Source organism: Pararhodobacter zhoushanensis (assembly GCF_025949695.1).
Taxonomy (GTDB): Bacteria; Pseudomonadota; Alphaproteobacteria; order Rhodobacterales; family Rhodobacteraceae; genus Pararhodobacter; species Pararhodobacter zhoushanensis_A.
This window is the reverse complement of record NZ_JAPDFL010000001.1, coordinates 2,934,100-2,952,584: the sequence shown is the minus strand read 5'-3', so window position 1 is coordinate 2,952,584 and position 18,485 is coordinate 2,934,100. Positions and strand designations below refer to the sequence as shown.

Sequence of the window (18,485 nt, the reverse complement as noted above, 5' to 3'; positions counted from 1 at the left end):
GACAGCAGATCGACGCGCACCGCCATGACCGCAGACCTTGCCCCTTGCAGCGCGCTGCTTGACGCGATGCCCGACCCCGCGCTGCTGGTCGGGCCGGACCGCCGCATCGTGATGGCCAACCCGGCGGCGCGCGAGCTGTTTGCGGCGCCGTTGGTCGGGGCCTCGGCGCTTAGCTATATCCGCCAGCCCGAGCCTGCCGCCGCGCTGGAGCGCGGCTGGGCGCAGATGGGTGCAGGGCAACCACCCGCCGGCCGTCCCGCCGCCCCGATCGAGGCGCGGATGATCCAGACCACCCCCACCGGCGAGACGATCCTGCGCGTGAGTGTCGCGCCCTTGCTTGCCGCCGGGATCCTGCCGGCGATTCTGGTGACCTTGCGCGATATCAGTCAGGTCGAAGAGGCCGAGCAGCAGCGCCGCGATTTCGTGGCCAATGTCAGCCATGAGATGCGCTCGCCGCTGACCGTGCTGGCCGGGTTCATCGAGACGCTGAAAGGCCCGGCCAAGGGCGATCTGGCGGCGACCGAGACGTTTCTGGACATCATGGAGCGCGAGGCGCAGCGGATGACGCGGCTGGTGAGCGACCTGTTGTCGCTCTCGCGTGTCGAATCGGAAGAGCGCGTGCGCCCCCGGACGCAGGTTTCGCTGTCCGAAGTGCTGCGGGCGACGCTGGCCGCGCTGCGCCCGCAGGTCGAGGATGCCGGGCTTTCCGTCGACTTTCAGGATCTTCCCGACGCGCCCACCATCCCCGGAGACCGCGATCAGCTTGTGCAGGTGTTCCACAACCTGATCGAGAACGCGTTGAAATACGGTGCCTCGGGCGACAAGATCGAGATCAGCCTGAACCGGGTCGAGTCGCTGCCCGGACTGCCCGGCCCGGTGCTCAAGGTCTGTATCCGCGATTTCGGCGACGGCATCGACGCGATCCACCTGCCGCGCCTGACCGAGCGGTTCTACCGTGTCGATGGCCATCGCAGCCGCGCGATGGGGGGGACCGGTCTGGGCCTCGCCATCTGCAAGCATATCGTCAACCGTCACCGCGGACGCCTGTCGATCCGCTCGACCCGCGGCGAGGGCAGCACCTTTGTTGTCTCGCTGCCGATCAGCTGAGGCCCGCCCCGCTGGACCTCGTCACCGAACCGTCACAGAATGCCGTTAGGCTTCGCGCAAACAACCGAGAATGCCCATGACCCGCCTTCATATCGACTCAGCCTTTGATGATGACCTCGAACGCATCCGCGACCTGATGCTCGCCATGGGCGGACGGGTCGAGGAAGCGATTACGCTCTCGGCCCGTGCTCTGGATGAGCGCGACGAGGATCTGGCCCAGCAAGTGGTCGCCGGCGACCGCGCCATCGACAAGCTGGAAGAAGAAATCGACAGCCAGGTTGTGCGCCTGCTGGCGCTGCGTCAGCCGCAGGCGGGCGATCTGCGCGCGGTGATCGCGGTGATGAAGATGGCCGCCGATATCGAGCGGCTGGGCGATTATGCCAAGAACATGGCCAAGCGTGTGCCGGTGCTGTCGGCGGATCCCCGCATTGAGGGTGCTGGCTCGGCGATCCGTCGTCAGGCGCGTCAGGTCGGGCAGATGCTAAAGGACATGCTCGACGCCTTTGCCCGTCTCGACGTGGCGCTGGCCGAGGATGTGATCCACCGCGACGTGGAAGTCGATCACATGACCAACGCGCTGTTTCGCGAATTCATCACCCACATGATGGAAGACCCGCGCAACATCTCGGCCTGCCTGCATTATACTTTCATTGCCAAGAACGTGGAACGCATGGGCGATCTGGTGACCGGGGCCGCCGAACAGGTGATCTTCCTGGCGACCGGTGAGCGTCCGGGCGACCGTCCCAAGGGCGATTCGACCGCCACCATTCACGTTCAACCCGACTAAGGAAATCTCATGAGCCGCAGCGATACCCCGCTGGTGTTGGTCGTCGATGACGAACCCGCACAGCGCGCGCTTCTGTCGTACAACCTCGAAGCCGCAGGGTTCCGCGTTGCCACAGCCTCGGATGGCGAGGAGGCCTTGCTGGTCGTCTCGGAAGAGGCGCCCGATGTGATCCTGCTCGACTGGATGCTGCCCCGTGTCTCGGGGATCGAGGTCTGCCGCCAGCTCAAGGCGCAGCGCGGCGGCGCGGATGCGGCGATCATCATGGTCTCGGCCCGTTCGGATGAAAGCGACCGGGTGCGGGGGCTGGAGACGGGCGCGGATGACTATATCACCAAGCCCTATTCGGTGAACGAGCTGCTGGCCCGCGTGCGCGCCAACCTGCGCCGTGTGCGTCCCGCCCGGGCGGGGCAGGTGCTGGCGGTCGGCGATCTGACGCTGGACCCCGAGGCGCACCGCGTCCACCGCTCGGAAGCCGAGCTGCATCTGGGCCCGACCGAGTTCCGCCTGCTGTCGGCGCTGATGGAAAAGCCGGGGCGTGTGTGGACGCGTGAGGCGCTGCTCGACCGGGTCTGGGGGCGTGACATCTATGTCGACACCCGCACGGTGGACGTGCATATCGGGCGTCTGCGCAAGGCGCTGATGGCGCAGGGCGGCGACGATCCGATCCGCACGGTGCGCGGCGCGGGCTATTCGCTGGATTGACATTCCTTCGCCGCCCGGCTCGGATCGGGCAGCTTTGAGGAATGCCATGACCGATACAACCACCACTGCCGCCCAAGGGTATATCCCCGATCCCCGCAATGAAGCCGTGCTCGTCTGGGTCAACGGTAACCTTGTGCCCAAGGCGCAGGCCATGGTCAGCGTGTTCGACGCGGGCTTCGGCTTTGGCGATGGGGTGTGGGAGGGGCTGCGACTGGTGCGCGGACGCATCCTGCAACGCGAGGCGCATCTCGACCGGCTGTTCGAGGGCGCGCGCGCGATTGCGCTGGAGATCCCGCAGGGGCGGGAAGGCATCAACGCCGCCATCGACGGTGTGCTCGCGGCGAACGGGATGAGTGACGGCGCCCATCTGCGGCTGATGGTGACACGGGGGATCAAGGCGACGGCCAATCAGGACCCGCGCTTTATCCTGAGCGGACCAACGGTGGTGATCACGGCCGAATACAAGACCCCCCGGCCCGAGAGCAAAGCCAAAGGCCTGACGCTCTTTACCTCGACCTTCCGCACCTCGCAGCCCGATGTGTTCGACCTGCATCTCAACTCGCACTCGCGCCTGAACCTGATCCAGGCGTTGATCCAGGCGATCAATGCGGGCGCGGACGAGGCGCTGATGCTCGACCCGCGCGGGTTCGTGGCATCGTGCAACTCGACCAACTTCTTTATTGTGCGCAAGGGCGCGCTGTGGACCTCGACCGGCAGCTACTCGTTCAAGGGCATCACCCAGCAAGCCGTTATCGACGCCGCCCGCGCCGCGGGCATCACCGTGCGCGAAGGCGACTACACGCTGGCGCAGGTCTATGCGGCGGAGGAGGCGTTCGTCACCGGCACGCTGGGCGGCGTCACGCCGGTGACGCGGATCGATGGCCGGGTGATCGGCACGGGCGTGCCGGGCGCCATGACCGACCGCATCCGCGCGCTCTACGAGGCGGCGGTGTACCCGGCCTGAGACCGGGCAGGGGGGCCAGCCCCCCGTCGCCACGGCGACTCCCCCGGCGTATTTCGGGCAAGATGAAGCTCAAGGTTAACGGATCGTAAACGCCGCCTCTTCTTTGCTCTGAAAATATCCTCGGGGGTGAATTTGCGCAGCAAAGAGGGGGCAGAAGGCCCCCTTGCCCGGCTCCCCCGCGCGCCGGTGTCGCAGGTGCCGCACGCCTTCGTGCTTTGCGAGACCTTCCGGGCAGGCTATAGCTGAGCCATGATCGTAGAACTCGGACACTTCGCCCTCCTCCTGGCCTTTGGCCTGTCACTGTTGCAAACCGTGGTGCCGCTGGTCGGCGCGCAGCGGGGCTGGGCCGATTGGATGGCGGCTGCCAGTCCCATCGCCAGCACGCAATTCGTGCTGATCGCGCTCAGTTTCGGGGCGCTGACCTATGCCTTTGTCACCTCGGATTTCTCCGTTGTGCTGGTGGTCGACAATTCGCACACGCTCAAACCCCTGATCTACAAGATCTCGGGCGTTTGGGGCAATCACGAGGGCTCGTTGCTGCTCTGGGTGCTGATTCTGGCGCTGTTTGGCGCCTGTGCGGCGTGGTTCGGCGGCAATCTTCCCGCGACCCTGCAAGCGCGGGTGCTGGCGGTTCAGGGCTCGATCGGCGCGGCCTTCATGGCCTTCATGATCTTCACCTCGAACCCGTTCCTGCGCACGCCGTTCCCGCCCTTTGACGGCCACGATCTGAACCCGCTGCTGCAGGACCCCGGCCTCGCCTTTCACCCGCCGTTCCTCTACCTCGGCTATGTCGGCCTGAGCATGGCGTTCTCCTTCGCCGTTGCCGCGCTGATCGAGGGCAAGGTTGACGCCGCCTGGGGCCGCTGGGTGCGGCCATGGACGCTGGCCGCATGGATCTGCCTGACCATCGGCATCGCGCTGGGATCGTGGTGGGCGTATTACGAACTTGGCTGGGGCGGTTTCTGGTTCTGGGACCCGGTCGAGAACGCCAGCTTCATGCCGTGGCTTTTCGCCACCGCGCTGCTGCATTCGGCCATCGTGGTTGAAAAGCGTGAAACGCTCAAGGCCTGGACGGTATTGCTGGCGATCCTCGGCTTTGGCTTCTCGCTGATGGGCACGTTCATCGTCCGCTCGGGCCTGATCACCTCGGTCCACGCTTTCGCCAGCGACCCCGAGCGCGGCATTGTCATCCTGCTGATCTTCGCCGTCTTCGTCGGCGGCTCGCTGACGCTCTTTGCGATCCGCAGCTCGGCGCTTGAGGCCAAGGGCGTCTTCGGGCTGGTCAGCCGCGAATCCGCGCTGGTGCTCAACAATGTGCTGCTGGCGGTGGCGTCTTTCGTCGTCTTCGTCGGCACCATGTGGCCGCTGATCTCGGAGATGGCCTTTGACCGCGTGCTCTCGGTCGGCGCGCCGTTCTTCGATGCCGCCTTCACGCCCTTCATGGTGGCGCTGGCCATAGCACTGCCCATCGGGGCGGTCCTGCCGTGGAAACGCGGCAAGCTGGCCCGGGCGGCGCGCAGCATGGTCGGCCCTGCGGTCCTGGCTATTGCGCTGGGTGCGCTCGCCTTCACCCTGCAGACCGGGCGCAGCGTTCTGGCACCCATCGGCCTGACGCTGGGTGTCTGGCTGGTCACCGGCTCGCTGGTCGATCTGTGGATGCGCAGCGGGCGACAGGGTTTTGGCGACCGGGTGCGCCGCATGCTGCGCCTGCCGCGCGCCGATTGGGGCAAGGCGATTTCGCATTCCGGGCTGGGGATCACCTTCTTCGCGGTGTCTGCAGTGCTGGGCTGGTCGAGCGAGGATATCCGCGTGGCCCATGTCGGCGAGAGCTTCGAGCATGGCGGCTACACCATCACGCTGACCGGCGTCGAACGGGTGGCAGGCCCGAACTACATCTCGACCACCGGCCATGTCGAAGTCCGCGACGGCGACCGGCTGGTGACACTGCTGGACCCCGAAAAGCGCGTCTATCCGGCAGCGGGCATGCCCACGACCGAGGCGGCGATCGACGTGTCGCTGACCCGTGATCTGTATATCGCGCTGGGGGATCCGCAGGAAAACGGCGGCTGGGCACTGCGGACGTATGTGAAGCCGTTCGCGTTCTGGCTCTGGGCCGGGGCGATCATCATGGGGCTGGGCGGGCTGGTGTCGCTGTCAGACCGCCGGTTCCGCATCGCGGCAGGGGCGCGCAAGGCGCCGCTGGCCGCGACACCGGCGGAGTGACGGGGATGCGCGCGTTTGTCCTGACGGTGATGCTGGCACTGGCGGCTCCGCTGATCGCGGGGCCGGCGCTGGCGGTGCAACCCGATGAGGTTCTCTCGGACCCGGTGCTTGAAGCGCGGGCGCGGGAGATCACCTCGGAACTGCGCTGCGTGGTGTGCCGCAACGAGAGCGTCGACGATTCCACCGCCGACATCGCGCGCGACGTCCGGCTGATGGTGCGTGAGCGGTTGGTGGCGGGCGATACCAACCCCGAGGCCATCCAATACATGGTCGACCGGTTCGGCGAGTATATCCTGCTGAACCCGCGCGCCAGCGGGACGAATCTGATCCTGTGGATCTCGGGGCCGGTGCTGCTGCTGGCCGGGCTGGGCATCGCCTTTGTCGCGATCTCGGCGGCGCAAACCGGCGACCGAGGTGCTCAGCGCCGAAGAAGAAGCCCGGCTGAAAGACCTGCTGCGCGACTGACGCAAGGTTGTGGCTAGGCGCGCAGGGCGTGCTGCGGCTAGTCTGCGCGCAACATGCCCAAGGGAGGCCGGCTATGATCTACAAAACCCTGAGTGTCAGCGACGAGGGCGGTATCGGCATCATCACGATGAACCGCCCGACGTTGATGAACGCCCTCAACGCGCAGATGCGCGCCGAAATTACCCATGCGGTGCGCGATCTGGGCGCGCGGATGCGGGTGCTGGTGCTGACCGGCGAAGGGCGGGCTTTCTGCTCGGGGCAGGATCTGGGGGACGGGGCTTCGGTCGATGATCTCGATCTGGGGCGTATCCTGCGCGAGGAATACGAGCCGATGCTGCGCGCCATTCAGGACTGCCCGGTGCCGGTGATCTCGGCGGTCAATGGTGCAGCGGCAGGAGCGGGGGCCAATCTGGCGCTGGCCGCGGATGTGGTGATCGCAACGCAATCGGCGGTGTTCCTGCAGGCGTTTACGCGGATCGGCCTTATCCCTGACGCGGGCGGCACCTATTGGCTGCCCCGGCTGGTGGGCTTTGCGCGGGCGATGGGGCAGGCGCTGTTCGCCGAGCCGGTGAGCGCGGACAAGGCAGCCGAGATGGGGCTGATCTGGGCGTCGATCCCCGATGATCAGTTCGCCGACGAATGGAAGAAGCGCGCGACCCAGCTCGCCAAAGGGCCGACGCTGGCTTACGGCGCGGTGAAACGCGCGCTGCGCGAAAGCCTGGTGAATGATCTGGACGCCCAGCTCGATACCGAGGCGCGGCTGCAGGGCGAAATGGGCGCGACGCGGGACTTCCGCGAAGGCGTCATGGCGTTTCTGGAAAAGCGCCCGGCCAAGTTCGAGGGGCGTTGAACGCGGACGGGGGCGCTGCCCCCGCCGGGCCGTTCCGGCCCGCCCCCGGGATATTTGACAGAGCAAAGAGGGCGCGTTAACCTTTTGTTAACTATGCCTTCTTTGCTCTTGAAATATCCTCGGGGGGTGAATGCGCGTCAGCGCAGAGGGGGGTCCGAGGACCCCCCTTGCGTCATACCCACTCAGCTCAACGCTGGCCGTAGTAGAGCCCAACGGTATGCTCGGCTTCGGCGAAGAACAGCCAGCGGGCGGTGAGCATGCCGGCGCCATGGCAGAGCAGCGCCGCGATCAGGGCGGGCCAGCCCGGCAGCGTCCAGAGCAGCAGCGCGGGCAGAATGCAGGCCAGCACCAGCGCGATCCCCCGCAGTTTCAGCGCGTGGCGACGGGCCACGACATAGACCATTTCCCTGAGCAGATAGTTGCTGCCGGTATGCGGCGGCTCCAGCAGGCGGGGGCTGCCGAGCGCGCCCAGTCCGGTTGCCGTGCCCAGGGTCGATCCGCGCCGGGCAAACTGGCGGTCGCCGAGCATCCAGTGCAGCGCCAGTGCCACCGCCAGCCACGGGAGCAGCAGTTGCGCCACCAGCACCTGCACGCTGAGCAGCGCGCCGCCGGTCAGCGCCGCAGTCAGGAAGACCAGCGGCGTCGTCCAGTGGTTCCAGCGCGGCACGGTGCGCAGCTGGGCGTAGATCATCGCGGTGGCCAGCACCGTCAGCAGGCACAGCACCGCCGCCACGCTGCCGACGACCGGCAGCGCGTGGCCCCAGAACACCAGCCCCGCCGCATAGGGTGCCATGACCAGCAAGGCGGCCGCCGAAAGCACCGCCTCGCGCGACAGCCAGCTGGTCTGCCACTGGGTGAAGGCCCTGAGCGCGCGTTCGGGGTGGCCGAGGTGAAGGGCCGAGGCGGCGAGCCCGGCCAAGGTCAGCCCGTACCCCAGACCGAACCAGAGAAAGGCCACCAGCCCGCGCGGCACGACAGCGCCGAAGCCGAGGAACGCCAGCAGCCCAAGGCCGAGGCCGGACAGCGTGGTAAAGGCGATGATCGAGGGGGCGGGATGCATCAGAACCTCGACAAGGTGCGGTCGACCCAACCCAGAAAGCCGGTCAGGGCGACAGGTGTCGGCTCGCAGAGCGCGGCCAGAGTGGCGGGCGGTTCCTGCAACGTGTCGCGGGGCCGGGGCGGCAGGTATTTATTGACCGGGCGCGTGCCCAGTTCCGGCATCAGGTCCATGCCGCCGCGCGCCAGCACCAGTTGCGACACATCGCTGTCCGGATCGCCCAGATCGCCAAAGTGGCGCGCGCCGGCGGGGCAGGTCCGCACGCAGGCGGGTTCACGGTCTTCCTCGGGCAGGTTGTCATTATAGATCCGGTCGACGCAAAGCGTGCATTTTTTCATCACCCCGGCCATCGCATCCAGTTCGCGCGCGCCGTAGGGGCAGGCCCAGGCGCAGAGACCACAGCCGATGCAGGCGTCTTCGTTCACCAGCACGATGCCATCCTCGGCGCGTTTGTAGCTGGCACCGGTGGGGCAGACGGGCACGCAGGGCGCATCCTCGCAATGCAGGCAGGATTTGGGGAAATGCACGGTGACCGGCGCGCCCAGATCCGGCGTCACTTCATAAGAATGCACGCGGTTCAGGAAGGTGCCCGAGGGGTCCGCGCCATACGCGTCGGTATCCGACAATGGCGCGCCGTAATTCTCGGTGTTCCAGCCTTTGCACGACACCACGCAGGCATGGCAGCCCACGCAGGTGTCGAGGTCGATGACCAGACCCAGCTTGACGGCTGAGGGTGGGGGCAGGGCTGTCATGCTTTGGCTCCGGTCTGACGGCTGACAGTGGCGGGGCCGCGCCCCACGGGCGAGGCCTGCGGCGGCAGGGCGGGTTCCGCGGGGCCGTGCGCCGGGGCTTTTTCGATCCGCACGCGCAGGTCGAACCATGCCGCCTGACCGGTGACCGGGTCCGAGTTGCTCCAGCGTTGGCCGTCGCCTTTTTCAGGCAGCAGCTCGCTGATCAGGTGGTTGAGCAGGAAGCCCTTTTCTGCCTCGGGTGCCTTGGGGTCCAGCGCCCAGGCGCCGCGCCGCTTGCCGATGGCGTTCCAGGTCCAGACGGTGTGCGGGTTGAGCGCATCCATCCGCGCCACGGGCAGCTTGATGCGCCCATGCGGTGAGGTAAGCCATGCCCAGTCGCCCTCGGCAAACCCGTGTTCCTCCCACAGCTTGCGCGGCACAAACAGCGGGTTCATGCCGTGGATCTGCCTCAGCCACGCGTTCTGCGAGCCCCACGAGTGGTACATCGCCGCCGGGCGCTGGGTGAGCGCGTGCAGCGGGTACTCGGCGGGGTCGCTGAGCGTGTCCTCGAAGGGCGGATACCACAGGGGCAGCGGGTCGAGGGTCTGTCTGATGCGCGCGCGCAGAGGCTCGGGCGGTTGCCGGTCGCCGTGGCCTTCGGCGGCCAGTTGGAAGCGGCGCAGGGGTTCGACGTAGAGGTTGAACAGATAGGGCATCGGCGCATCGACCAGCCCGCGTGCGACGATCCATTCCTGATAGGCGGCGTTCCACGGTTTGAAAAATTGCGCGTTCTGCGGGACATGCGCGGTAAAGAAGCCGCCATTGTCGATGTAGCGCTGGATCTGGTCCGGGTTGGGCGCGCCGCGACCCTTGCCGGTGCCATCGCCCCGCCAGCCGGCCAGCGGGCCGACGCCGGGGCGGCGCTCGTGGTTGGTCATGTAATCAGCGTAGTCGCGGTAGCGTGCGCTGCCATCCTCGCGCACCATCCCCGGCAGGCCCAGCCGCACGCCCAGATCCAGCAGCACCGACTGGAAGCCGCGCACGTCGCGGTCAGGCTCGACCACCGGCCAGCGGATCGCGTCGGCCATGGCGTCGGGTTCGCTGATCGGGCGGTCGAGCAGGCTGATGCAGTCATGGCGCTCAAGATAGGTCGTGTCGGGCAACACCAGATCGGCATAGGCGACCATCTCGGACGAATAGCTGTCGGAATAGATGATCCGCGGGATCACGTAAGCACCGCTGTCGTCGGTATCGGTGAGCATCTGCATCACCTGCGCCGTGTTCATCGACGAGTTCCACGCCATGTTCGCCATATAGAGAAACAGCGTGTCGATCTTGTAGGGGTCACCGGCGTGGGCATTCGAGATGACCATGTGCATCAGCCCATGCGCAGACAGCGGGTTTTCCCAGGTGAAGGCCTTGTCGATGCGTTTGGCGCTGCCATCGTCATTGATCAGCAAGTGTTCCGGCCCCAGCGGGTAGCCCAGATGCGGGCCGTCGAGCGGCTGGCCGGGGGTGACGCCAGCGTGCGGGCGGGGGTGAGCCTCGGGCGGTTTGGGGTAGGGCGGCTTGAAGCGGTAGCCGCCGGGGGTCTCGACGCTGCCCAGCAGGATTTGCAGCATATGCAGGGCGCGGCAGGTCTGGAAACCGTTGGAATGCGCGCTGATACCGCGCATGGCGTGGAAACTGACCGGGCGGCCGACCATGGTTTCATGCCGCTGGCCGCGAAAATCGGTCCAGGGCTGGTTGAGGGTGATTTCCTCATCAAACGCCACGCGGGCGATCTCGGCCGCGACGGCGCGGATGCGCCCGGCGGGGATGCCGCAGCGCTCGGCCACGGCCTCGGGCGCGTGGGCGGGGTCGAGGTAGCGCGCGGCCATCAAGCGCAGGACGGTTTTGTGGCCCTGCCATTCGGCGGCGGGGTCGGGTTGCACGCCGGGGGCGTTCCACGCGGCCGGTTTGCCGGTGCGGCGGTCCAGCACCAGCGGCGCGCCGGTGCCGTCGCGCAGGAACAGGCCCTTTTCCGCCCCCTCGGCGGCGTTCACCAGAAACGGCGCGTTGGTGTAGCGGATGAGATAGTCGAGGTCGATCTTGCCCAATCGGAACAGCTCGTGCACCAGCGCCAGAATGAGCAGCCCGTCGGTGCCCGGCGTCACCGCCAGCCAGTCATCGGCAATGGCGTTGTAACCCGTGCGCACCGGATTGACCGCGATCACCCGTGCGCCGCGCGCCTTGAGTTTGCCCAGACCCATCTTGATCGGGTTGGAATCGTGATCCTCGGCCACGCCGAAAATCATGAACAGCTTGGTGCGGTCCCAGTCAGGCTGGCCGAACTCCCAGAACGCGCCGCCCATGGTGTAGATGCCCGCCGCCGCCATGTTGACGCTGCAAAACCCGCCATGCGCGGCGTAGTTGGGCGTGCCATAGCTTTGTGCCCACCATGAGGTGAAGCTTTGCGACTGATCGCGTCCCGTGAAGAAGGCGAGCTTCTCAGGGGCGGTATCGCGCAGCGGCTTGAGCCACGATGTCGCCAGCGACAGCGCTTCCTCCCACTCGATTTCCTTGAATTCACCCGATCCGCGCGGCCCGACGCGCTTGAGCGGCTTGCGCAGCCGGGCGGGGCTGAGGTGTTGCATGATCCCCGCCGAGCCCTTGGCGCAGAGCACACCCTTGTTAACCGGATGGTCACGGTTTCCTTCGATATACGCGACCTGACCCTGCTTGAGATGCACGTTGATGCCGCAACGGCAGGCGCACATGTAGCAGGTGGTTTTGCGGATCTCGTCCGAGACGGGAGGCGACAGATCGACGATGGGCTGGCGATTCATGGCGGGCTTTCTCGGGGGGCTGGCCAAAGCGGTGTTTGGCCAAAAACCTGTCTCGCCAACGTTGTGGCATGGAATTCCATGCCGTTCTAGCCCGCTGAACCGGCGGCCCGGTAGTGCCAGTTTGGCCTGGCGGGTCAGTCCAAGGCGCGGGCAAAGCCCGTGACGGCTTGCCCGGGGCGCGGCGGTGAAAACGCAGGTGACGAAAAAGCGCCGGAGCCTGCCCTTGCGGGGGTCTGTTCGGAAGGCTAAGTCTTGGGCAAGATTTGACCCCTAATGTGGCACCAGACGCCAGCAGCGAGGCCCGAGCGATGCGCGATCCGATTGAAACCTACATGAACCTCGTTCCCATGGTCGTGGAACAGACCAGCCGGGGCGAGCGGGCCTATGACATCTTCTCGCGCCTTCTCAAAGAGCGGGTGATCTTTGTCACCGGACCCGTCCACGACTCGATGGCGACCCTGATCGTGGCGCAGCTGCTCCACCTTGAGGCGGAAAACCCGTCGAAAGAAATCTCGATGTACATCAACTCGCCCGGTGGCGTGGTGACCTCGGGTCTGTCGATCTATGATACGATGCAATACATCAAGCCCAAGGTTTCGACGCTGGTGATCGGTCAGGCGGCCTCGATGGGGTCGCTGCTGCTGGCGGCGGGCCAGAAGGACATGCGCTTCTCGCTGCCCAACAGCCGGATCATGGTGCACCAGCCCTCGGGCGGGTTCCAGGGCCAGGCTTCGGACATCTCGATCCACGCGCGTGAGATCCTCGAACTGCGCGAGCGTCTGAATCAGATTTATGTGAAACACTGCGGCCAGACCCTGAAAAAGGTCGAAGCGGCGCTCGAGCGTGACAACTTCATGACGCCCGAAGCCGCCAAGGACTGGGGTCTGATCGACAATATTCTCGAAAGCCGCGACGCAACTGCCGCTGCTTCCTAAGCCTGAAGGGCGGGCGGGGCAGTGCACTTTGGCATTGTTCCCGCCCGCTGGCTGGCCTAACCTTGCAATAAAGGCCCGTCAGAAGGTCAGAACCGATTACGAGCACGAGGTGTCGAATGGCTCATTCCTCCGGCAATGACAGCAAAAATACGCTGTATTGTTCCTTTTGCGGCAAAAGCCAGCACGAGGTACGCAAGCTGATCGCGGGCCCGACCGTTTTCATCTGTGATGAATGCGTCGAGCTGTGCATGGACATCATCCGCGAGGAGACCAAGGGCAGCGGGTTCAAGACCACCGACGGCGTTCCGACGCCGCGCGAGATCTGCCAGGTTCTGGATGACTATGTTATCGGGCAGGAGCGCGCCAAGCGTGTCCTCTCGGTCGCGGTTCATAACCATTACAAACGTCTTGGGTATTCGGGCAAAGCCGGCAAGGGCGGCGAGATCGAATTGTCCAAATCCAACATCCTGCTGATCGGCCCGACGGGCTGCGGCAAGACGCTGCTGGCGCAGACGCTGGCGCGCATTCTGGATGTGCCCTTCACGATGGCGGATGCGACCACGCTGACCGAAGCCGGCTACGTGGGTGAGGATGTGGAAAACATCATCCTCAAGCTGCTGCAGTCGTCGGAATACAACGTCGAGCGGGCGCAGCGCGGCATCGTCTATATCGACGAAGTCGACAAGATCACCCGCAAGTCGGACAATCCCTCGATCACCCGCGACGTGTCGGGTGAGGGTGTTCAGCAGGCGCTGCTGAAGCTGATGGAAGGCACCGTTGCCTCGGTGCCGCCGCAGGGTGGCCGCAAGCATCCGCAGCAGGAATTCCTGCAAGTGGATACGACCAACATCCTGTTCATCTGCGGCGGCGCGTTCGCCGGGCTGGAGCGGATCATCGCGCAGCGCAGCAAGGGCACGGGCATCGGCTTTGGCGCAGACGTCAAGGACGAAAGCCAGACCACCGTCGGCGAGGCGCTGGTCAAGCTGGAGCCAGAAGATCTGCTCAAGTTCGGTCTGATCCCGGAATTCGTCGGCCGTCTGCCGGTGATCGCCACGCTGACCGATCTGGACGAAGACGCGCTGGTCACCATCCTGACCGAGCCCAAGAACGCGCTGGTCAAGCAATACCAGCGTCTGTTCGAGATCGAAGGCGCGGATCTGACCTTTACCGACGATGCTCTGCGCTCGATCTCGCGCCGTGCCATCGCGCGCAAAACCGGCGCGCGCGGGCTTCGCTCGATCATGGAAGACATCCTGCTCGACACCATGTTCGAACTGCCGGGCATGGAGAATGTCGAAGAGGTTGTGGTCAACGATGAGGCTGTCACCGCCGGTGCCCGCCCTCTGCTGATCTATACCGATGCCAAGGCCCAAGCCGCGACGTCATCGGCGGGCTAATCGTTTCCCGTATGCAATAGAAAGCGCCCCGAGAGATGTCTCGGGGCGCTTTTCTTTGGGTGGCGTGGTTGTTCTGGGGTAGGGATGCGATGTCTGACATTCAAACGTCAGTCATTTGACGGATCTCGCAACCCTCATAAATCTTTGACATTCTTGCGCGTAATTTCGATCAGCCGCGGACCTTTTCCACTGGCCACCAGCGCGGGCAGATCGGCGTCCGTGCCGCGCGCAAACGGCAGACCCATCGCCGTGGCCAATGCCTCCATGTCCGGGGCAGTCGGCGTGCAGCCGATCACCTCGGCCCCCGCTTCTTTCATTGCCAGCGCGATCTCTCCATAGCCTTCGTTGTTGAAAACGACAAAGGTCACATCCAGCCCTTCATCGCGCGCTGTGCGCAACTCGCCGGGGTGGAACATCAGCCCGCCGTCGCCGGTCAGGCAGATCACCCGCGTGCCGGGCGCGGCCAGTGCAGCGCCGACGGCAGCGCCGATACCGTAGCCCAAAGCGCCATAGCCAGTGGCGGCGTTGAACCAGCCGCCGACACGGTCGTGGCTGTAGTAGAGGTTGCCAGCATAGGCGATCTGTGTGGAATCGCCGACAAAGATCGCCTCCGGCACCGCGTCGCGGAGGGCCTGAAGCAGACGGGTTTCGTCCTGATAGTCGGGCTCGAGCGCGGCGAAGGCGGCCTGCCGGGCGGCGGCGGCGCGCTCGGCACCGTCAGGCGCGGCGGCAAGTGGGTGCAGCCGGGGCAGGATTGTGGCCGCATCGCCCTGCAGGGTCAGCGCGGCGAAATGGCGGGCCAGTTGCGCGCCGTCGATGTCGATGCGGATCATGCCAGACAGGTCAGGCATCTGGCCGGTGGCGTACATGTCGTAATCGGTGGGCCCCAGTTCCGAGCCGACGACCAAAAGCTGATCGGCACCCCGGATCAGCTCGCGGATGGGGCCCAGGCTGGGCGAAGCCGGGACAGCCAGCGGATGCGCGTGCATCAAACCGCGCGCGTTGGCGGTCAGCACGACGGGCGCGCCAAGAGCTTCGGCCAGCGCCTGCAACTGCGGTCCTGCCTTGGCGCAGCCGCCACCGGCAAGGATCAGCGGGCGCTTGGACTGGCGCAGGCGCGCGCGGGCCTTGGCGGGGTCGGACGGCGTCACGACGGGCATCGCCAGCGCGGTCGCGGGGGGTGATTTCGCCGCCATCAGATCCAGCGGGATCTCCAGATGCACCGGTCCGCCGCGCCCGGTGGTCAGGGCACGCCCGGCATGGGCCAGCAGACCGGGCAGGGCGTGCGGGTCTTCAAGATGCAGCGCAGGCCCCAGCACACGGGTCACGGCGCGCTGGTCGGGCAGCTCGTGCAGGTAGCCCAGCCCCTTGCCCAGCGTGTCACGCCGGTTGACGCCCGAGATGACAAGGATCGGCACACTGTCCGCGCGCGCCTGCGCCATGGGCGTCAGGATGTTGGTCACGCCCGGCCCGGTGATCACCAGCGCCACGCCAAAGCGGCCCGAAACGCGCGCATAGCCGTCGGCCATGAAGCCCGCGCTGGCCTCGTGCCGGGGGGTCACATGGCGGATGCCGGACCCGGCGAGGGCGCGATACAGCTCGATGGTGTGGACGCCGGGGATACCAAAGATCACCTCGACGCCTTCGAGTTTCAGCCAGTCTACAAGGGTTTGCGCGACGCTCTTCATGCGGCCTTCAGTTGGGCATACCCGGCCAGACGCTTGCAGGCCTCGCGCGTGTCGGCGTCCGAGGCGTTCAGCGCAACGCGCAGCCAGCCTTCAAGCGCCACGCCGAACGAGGCGCCGGGCATCATCGCCACACCGGTGTTGTCCAGCAGGTCCAGCGCAAAAGCAAGCGAGTCGCGCGACAGGGTGCGAATGTCTATCAGCGCGAACATCCCGGCCTCGGGCCGGTGGACGTGCAGACCGGCGGTGCCATCGAGTTCATCAAAGATGATCTGCGCCCGGTTGGCCATGCGCGCAGCCATGCCCTGCGCCAGCACCGAGGGCGCGCTGACCGCCTGCGCGGTCATGTCGGCGATGAAGGGCTGCGAGCCAAACAGCATCGTCTCGGACAGCGGCAGGGCGCGGGCGGTGAAAGCGGCGGGACCAACGGCCCAGCCAGAGCGGAAACCCGGCGAAGCGTGGCTTTTCGAGATCGAGGCGGTAATCACCGTGCGCTCTTCAAACGCGGGATCGGTGAGCGCCGAGGTAAAGGGGCGGCCGTTATGGGTGAGTTCGCCGTAAACCTCATCCGAGATGATCCACAGGTCGTGCTTTTGTGCCAACTCACCGAGGGCGCGAAGGTCGCCTGGCTGCAAGATCGCGCCGGTCGGGTTGTGGGGCGTGTTGAGGAAGATCGCGCGCGTGGCGGGCGTTATTTTCCCGGCAACATCAGCTGCTTGCAGGCGGAAGTTATCTTCCGGCCGCAAGAGAACGGGCACAGGAACGGCACCCGCGGCGCGGATCAGTCCTTCGTACGTGGCATACATCGGATCACCGATGATCACTTCGCTGCCTGCATCGCACAGGCTGCGCAGCACCAGATAGAGCGAGGTCTGCGTTCCGGGCAGGCACAGGAAGCGTTCCTTGCCAAAGGGCCGCTTGAGGTCTTCGCTGTAACGCTTTGAAAGGGCAGTTAAAAGAACGTCCTCGCCACGCCCGTTGGAATAGCCGGTCCGCCCCGCGCGCATCGAGGCGCAGGCGGTTTCGATCAGGGCCTCGGGCGTCGGCACATCCGGCTCGCCGATGGTCAGGTTGATGACCTTGTGTCCGGCCTTCGCGCGCGCATGGGCGGCGGCGACAAGGGCCCATTTGTCCGAGCCGAGCCCGGCAAGATCTTGGGTGACGGTGGCGTATTTCATCTCAACCCTCAGGCAGTTCAAGTTCAAGAAGGCGCGAGAAGGCATTGATCGCAATGGATTTCAGCTCTCCTGGCGCGAAGTGGTCGGGCAGGGCGCCGGCCTCGATCCACAGACCGTCAAGCAACGCGTTTCCCGCGATGGCCAGCGCACGGCTGCTTTGCGTCGGGCGACCCGCCGCGCGCAGCGCCTCGCAGATCATGTCTTCAAGCCGTCCGCGAAAGCCCAGATAGGTCGCCTCGTGAACCGCGCGCATCGCCGGGTCACGCGGCACCAGCTGCATCGACGCCGCCCAGAGCGCCACGCCGCGCGGGTCGGTGACAGGGGTGAGACCGCGTTGCCGACAAAGCCAGCCAGCCGGGCCAGCGGGTCGTCGGGAAGTTCGTCGAGCTGCGCTGCACTGGCCTCGGTCAGGCCGTTCATCAGGGTTTCATGCGCGGCGGCGACGAGGTCTTCTTTGGTGTCGAAGTAATGCCGGATCAGTCCCGGGGTGACACCGGCCCGCAGCGCAATGGCGCGGACGGTGGCGGCTTGCGGCCCCCCTCGGCGATCAGGTCGAGCGTGGCGTCGATCAGCGCGGCGCGGCGGGTCTCTTCGCCCGCACGAACGAATGAGCGGCGCTCGGTCATTGCCGCAGGACCGGGCGGGTCAGGCAGGTCGGCCCGCCCTCGCAGGCGATACAGAGCGCATCGCCGTCGAAGGTTTGCACGCGGCAGCCCGCGTCCTCCATCAGTTTGCGGGTTTTGGGAAAGCCCGCGACCATCACCACATCTTGCGGGCTAAGCATCAGCACATTCAGGCTGAGCCCGTTCGAGGCCGCAAATTCATCGGCAGGCGCGTGCAGCAGCGTCCAGCCGCGCGCGGTCAGATCGGCCCAGAGCGCATAGGGCAGAAGCGGCGCATGGATCAGTGCCAGCTTGGGCCCGAGCGGCGAGATCAGCGACATCAGGTGCAGGCAGGCCTCGGGGCCGGTCCAATAGGGCAGGTCATAGGCGGCGACGGAGATCCCGTGCGGCGCAAGGATGGCGGCAACGGCGTCGATGCCGGCCTGGGTTGAGCGCGCACCCCGGCCGATCGCCAGCGTGTCGGGGTCGATCCAGACGCAATCGCCCGATTCGACCGTCGCGTCGCCGCTCAACTGGCCGATGACCGGCACGCCAAGGGCCTCATAGGTGGCCACGTGCAGAGCGGGTTCGCCACGGCGCAGGGCCTTGCCCATGTTGAGCACGACGGCGCCCGCGCGGGTGACGAAAGACGGATCCTGCACGAAGACCGCGTCTGACATCCCGTCATCCTCGGACGGAATCCAGTGGATTTCTGCGCCCGATGCGGCGACGATACGGGCAAGCTCGGCGTGCTGGGACTCGGCGCGCTGTGGATTGAAGCCAAGGCCATAGTGCCATTGTTCAGCCTTGGCGGCTGCCATGGCCGGACCGGGCGCACGCATCAGGACGCGGGCGAGGGGTTTCGTGCGGTCTTCGGCGCCATAGGTCATGCGAGAGCCCTTCGTGCAGTAATTATACACTTGCACAATTACCAAAGTTTTGGCCTTCTACAAGAACAAACACAGGCGCGACCA

At 66.0% G+C, this 18,485-nt stretch carries 17 protein-coding genes and 1 pseudogene; 9 read left to right on the top strand and 9 right to left on the bottom strand.

Translation table 11 applies throughout. The features are described from left to right. Window positions 1-24: 24 nt before the first annotated feature. The 7 genes and pseudogenes from OKW52_RS14755 to OKW52_RS14725 all read left to right on the top strand — a co-directional run bounded on the left by OKW52_RS14755 (window position 25) and on the right by OKW52_RS14725 (window position 7,098). Window positions 25-1,107, top strand: a complete 1,083-nt coding sequence (locus OKW52_RS14755; RefSeq protein ID WP_264506385.1) for a sensor histidine kinase — start codon at window positions 25-27, stop codon at window positions 1,105-1,107. A gap of 76 nt (window positions 1,108-1,183) precedes the next feature. Next, window positions 1,184-1,894, top strand: coding sequence for a phosphate signaling complex protein PhoU (gene phoU, locus OKW52_RS14750; protein WP_127108796.1), 711 nt, complete (start codon window positions 1,184-1,186; stop codon window positions 1,892-1,894). A gap of 9 nt (window positions 1,895-1,903) precedes the next feature. Further along, complete coding sequence (gene phoB, locus OKW52_RS14745; RefSeq protein ID WP_264506384.1) at window positions 1,904-2,596, top strand: phosphate regulon transcriptional regulator PhoB; 693 nt, start codon at window positions 1,904-1,906, stop codon at window positions 2,594-2,596. 46 nt (window positions 2,597-2,642) lie between these two features. Continuing rightward, entirely contained in the window at window positions 2,643-3,560 is a 918-nt protein-coding gene (locus OKW52_RS14740) for an aminotransferase class IV (RefSeq protein WP_264506383.1), read from the top strand. A gap of 249 nt (window positions 3,561-3,809) precedes the next feature. After that, window positions 3,810-5,783, top strand: a complete 1,974-nt coding sequence (locus OKW52_RS14735) for a heme lyase CcmF/NrfE family subunit (RefSeq protein WP_264506382.1) — start codon at window positions 3,810-3,812, stop codon at window positions 5,781-5,783. A 5-nt stretch (window positions 5,784-5,788) separates the two neighbouring features. Beyond that, window positions 5,789-6,248 (top strand): annotated as a pseudogene (locus tag OKW52_RS14730) (cytochrome c-type biogenesis protein). A 73-nt stretch (window positions 6,249-6,321) separates the two neighbouring features. Further along, entirely contained in the window at window positions 6,322-7,098 is a 777-nt protein-coding gene (locus OKW52_RS14725; protein WP_264506381.1) for an enoyl-CoA hydratase-related protein, read from the top strand. 187 nt (window positions 7,099-7,285) lie between these two features. Here OKW52_RS14725 and OKW52_RS14720 read toward each other — a convergent pair whose 3' ends face one another. From OKW52_RS14720 to OKW52_RS14710, 3 genes are read right to left on the bottom strand one after another with little or no spacing between them, the layout of a single operon-like run. Beyond that, a complete protein-coding gene (locus OKW52_RS14720; RefSeq protein WP_264506380.1) occupies window positions 7,286-8,158 on the bottom strand; it encodes a dimethyl sulfoxide reductase anchor subunit family protein in 873 nt (290 codons plus the stop codon). Then, a complete protein-coding gene (locus OKW52_RS14715; protein WP_264506379.1) occupies window positions 8,158-8,907 on the bottom strand; it encodes a 4Fe-4S dicluster domain-containing protein in 750 nt (249 codons plus the stop codon). The genes OKW52_RS14720 and OKW52_RS14715 overlap by 1 nt, the downstream gene beginning before the upstream one ends. Continuing rightward, window positions 8,904-11,714 carry a molybdopterin oxidoreductase family protein gene (locus OKW52_RS14710; RefSeq protein ID WP_264506378.1) on the bottom strand — a complete coding sequence of 937 codons (2,811 nt, stop codon included), beginning with the start codon at window positions 11,712-11,714 and terminating at the stop codon, window positions 8,904-8,906. The genes OKW52_RS14715 and OKW52_RS14710 overlap by 4 nt, the downstream gene beginning before the upstream one ends. Before the next feature lie 308 nt (window positions 11,715-12,022). Between OKW52_RS14710 and OKW52_RS14705 the strand changes: the two genes are divergently transcribed. Continuing rightward, window positions 12,023-12,649: an ATP-dependent Clp protease proteolytic subunit gene (locus OKW52_RS14705; protein ID WP_127108778.1), complete on the top strand. Its 627-nt coding sequence runs from the start codon at window positions 12,023-12,025 to the stop codon at window positions 12,647-12,649. A 116-nt stretch (window positions 12,650-12,765) separates the two neighbouring features. Next, complete coding sequence (clpX, locus tag OKW52_RS14700) at window positions 12,766-14,046, top strand: ATP-dependent Clp protease ATP-binding subunit ClpX (protein WP_264506377.1); 1,281 nt, start codon at window positions 12,766-12,768, stop codon at window positions 14,044-14,046. 134 nt (window positions 14,047-14,180) lie between these two features. Here the strand turns inward: clpX and OKW52_RS14695 are convergent, their stop codons facing one another. The 6 genes from OKW52_RS14695 to OKW52_RS14670 are packed head-to-tail and all read right to left on the bottom strand — an operon-like array spanning window position 14,181 to window position 18,401. Then, the gene (locus tag OKW52_RS14695; protein WP_264506376.1) at window positions 14,181-15,734 is read right to left on the bottom strand and encodes a 5-guanidino-2-oxopentanoate decarboxylase; all 1,554 of its coding nucleotides are present in this window, start codon (window positions 15,732-15,734) and stop codon (window positions 14,181-14,183) included. Continuing rightward, on the bottom strand, window positions 15,731-16,909 hold the full coding sequence (locus OKW52_RS14690) for a pyridoxal phosphate-dependent aminotransferase (RefSeq protein WP_264506375.1): 1,179 nt from the start codon (window positions 16,907-16,909) through the stop codon (window positions 15,731-15,733). The genes OKW52_RS14695 and OKW52_RS14690 overlap by 4 nt, the downstream gene beginning before the upstream one ends. 1 nt (window position 16,910) lies before the next feature. Then, the gene (locus OKW52_RS14685; protein WP_264506374.1) at window positions 16,911-17,189 is read right to left on the bottom strand and encodes a TetR family transcriptional regulator C-terminal domain-containing protein; all 279 of its coding nucleotides are present in this window, start codon (window positions 17,187-17,189) and stop codon (window positions 16,911-16,913) included. Further along, window positions 17,105-17,413, bottom strand: coding sequence for a TetR/AcrR family transcriptional regulator (locus OKW52_RS14680; protein WP_264507714.1), 309 nt, complete (start codon window positions 17,411-17,413; stop codon window positions 17,105-17,107). Before OKW52_RS14680 ends, OKW52_RS14685 begins: the two co-directional genes overlap by 85 nt. Continuing rightward, the gene (locus OKW52_RS14675; RefSeq protein ID WP_264506373.1) at window positions 17,386-17,535 is read right to left on the bottom strand and encodes a hypothetical protein; all 150 of its coding nucleotides are present in this window, start codon (window positions 17,533-17,535) and stop codon (window positions 17,386-17,388) included. Before OKW52_RS14675 ends, OKW52_RS14680 begins: the two co-directional genes overlap by 28 nt. Continuing rightward, the gene (locus tag OKW52_RS14670; protein WP_264506372.1) at window positions 17,532-18,401 is read right to left on the bottom strand and encodes a dimethylarginine dimethylaminohydrolase family protein; all 870 of its coding nucleotides are present in this window, start codon (window positions 18,399-18,401) and stop codon (window positions 17,532-17,534) included. Before OKW52_RS14670 ends, OKW52_RS14675 begins: the two co-directional genes overlap by 4 nt. Window positions 18,402-18,485: the final 84 nt, after the last annotated feature.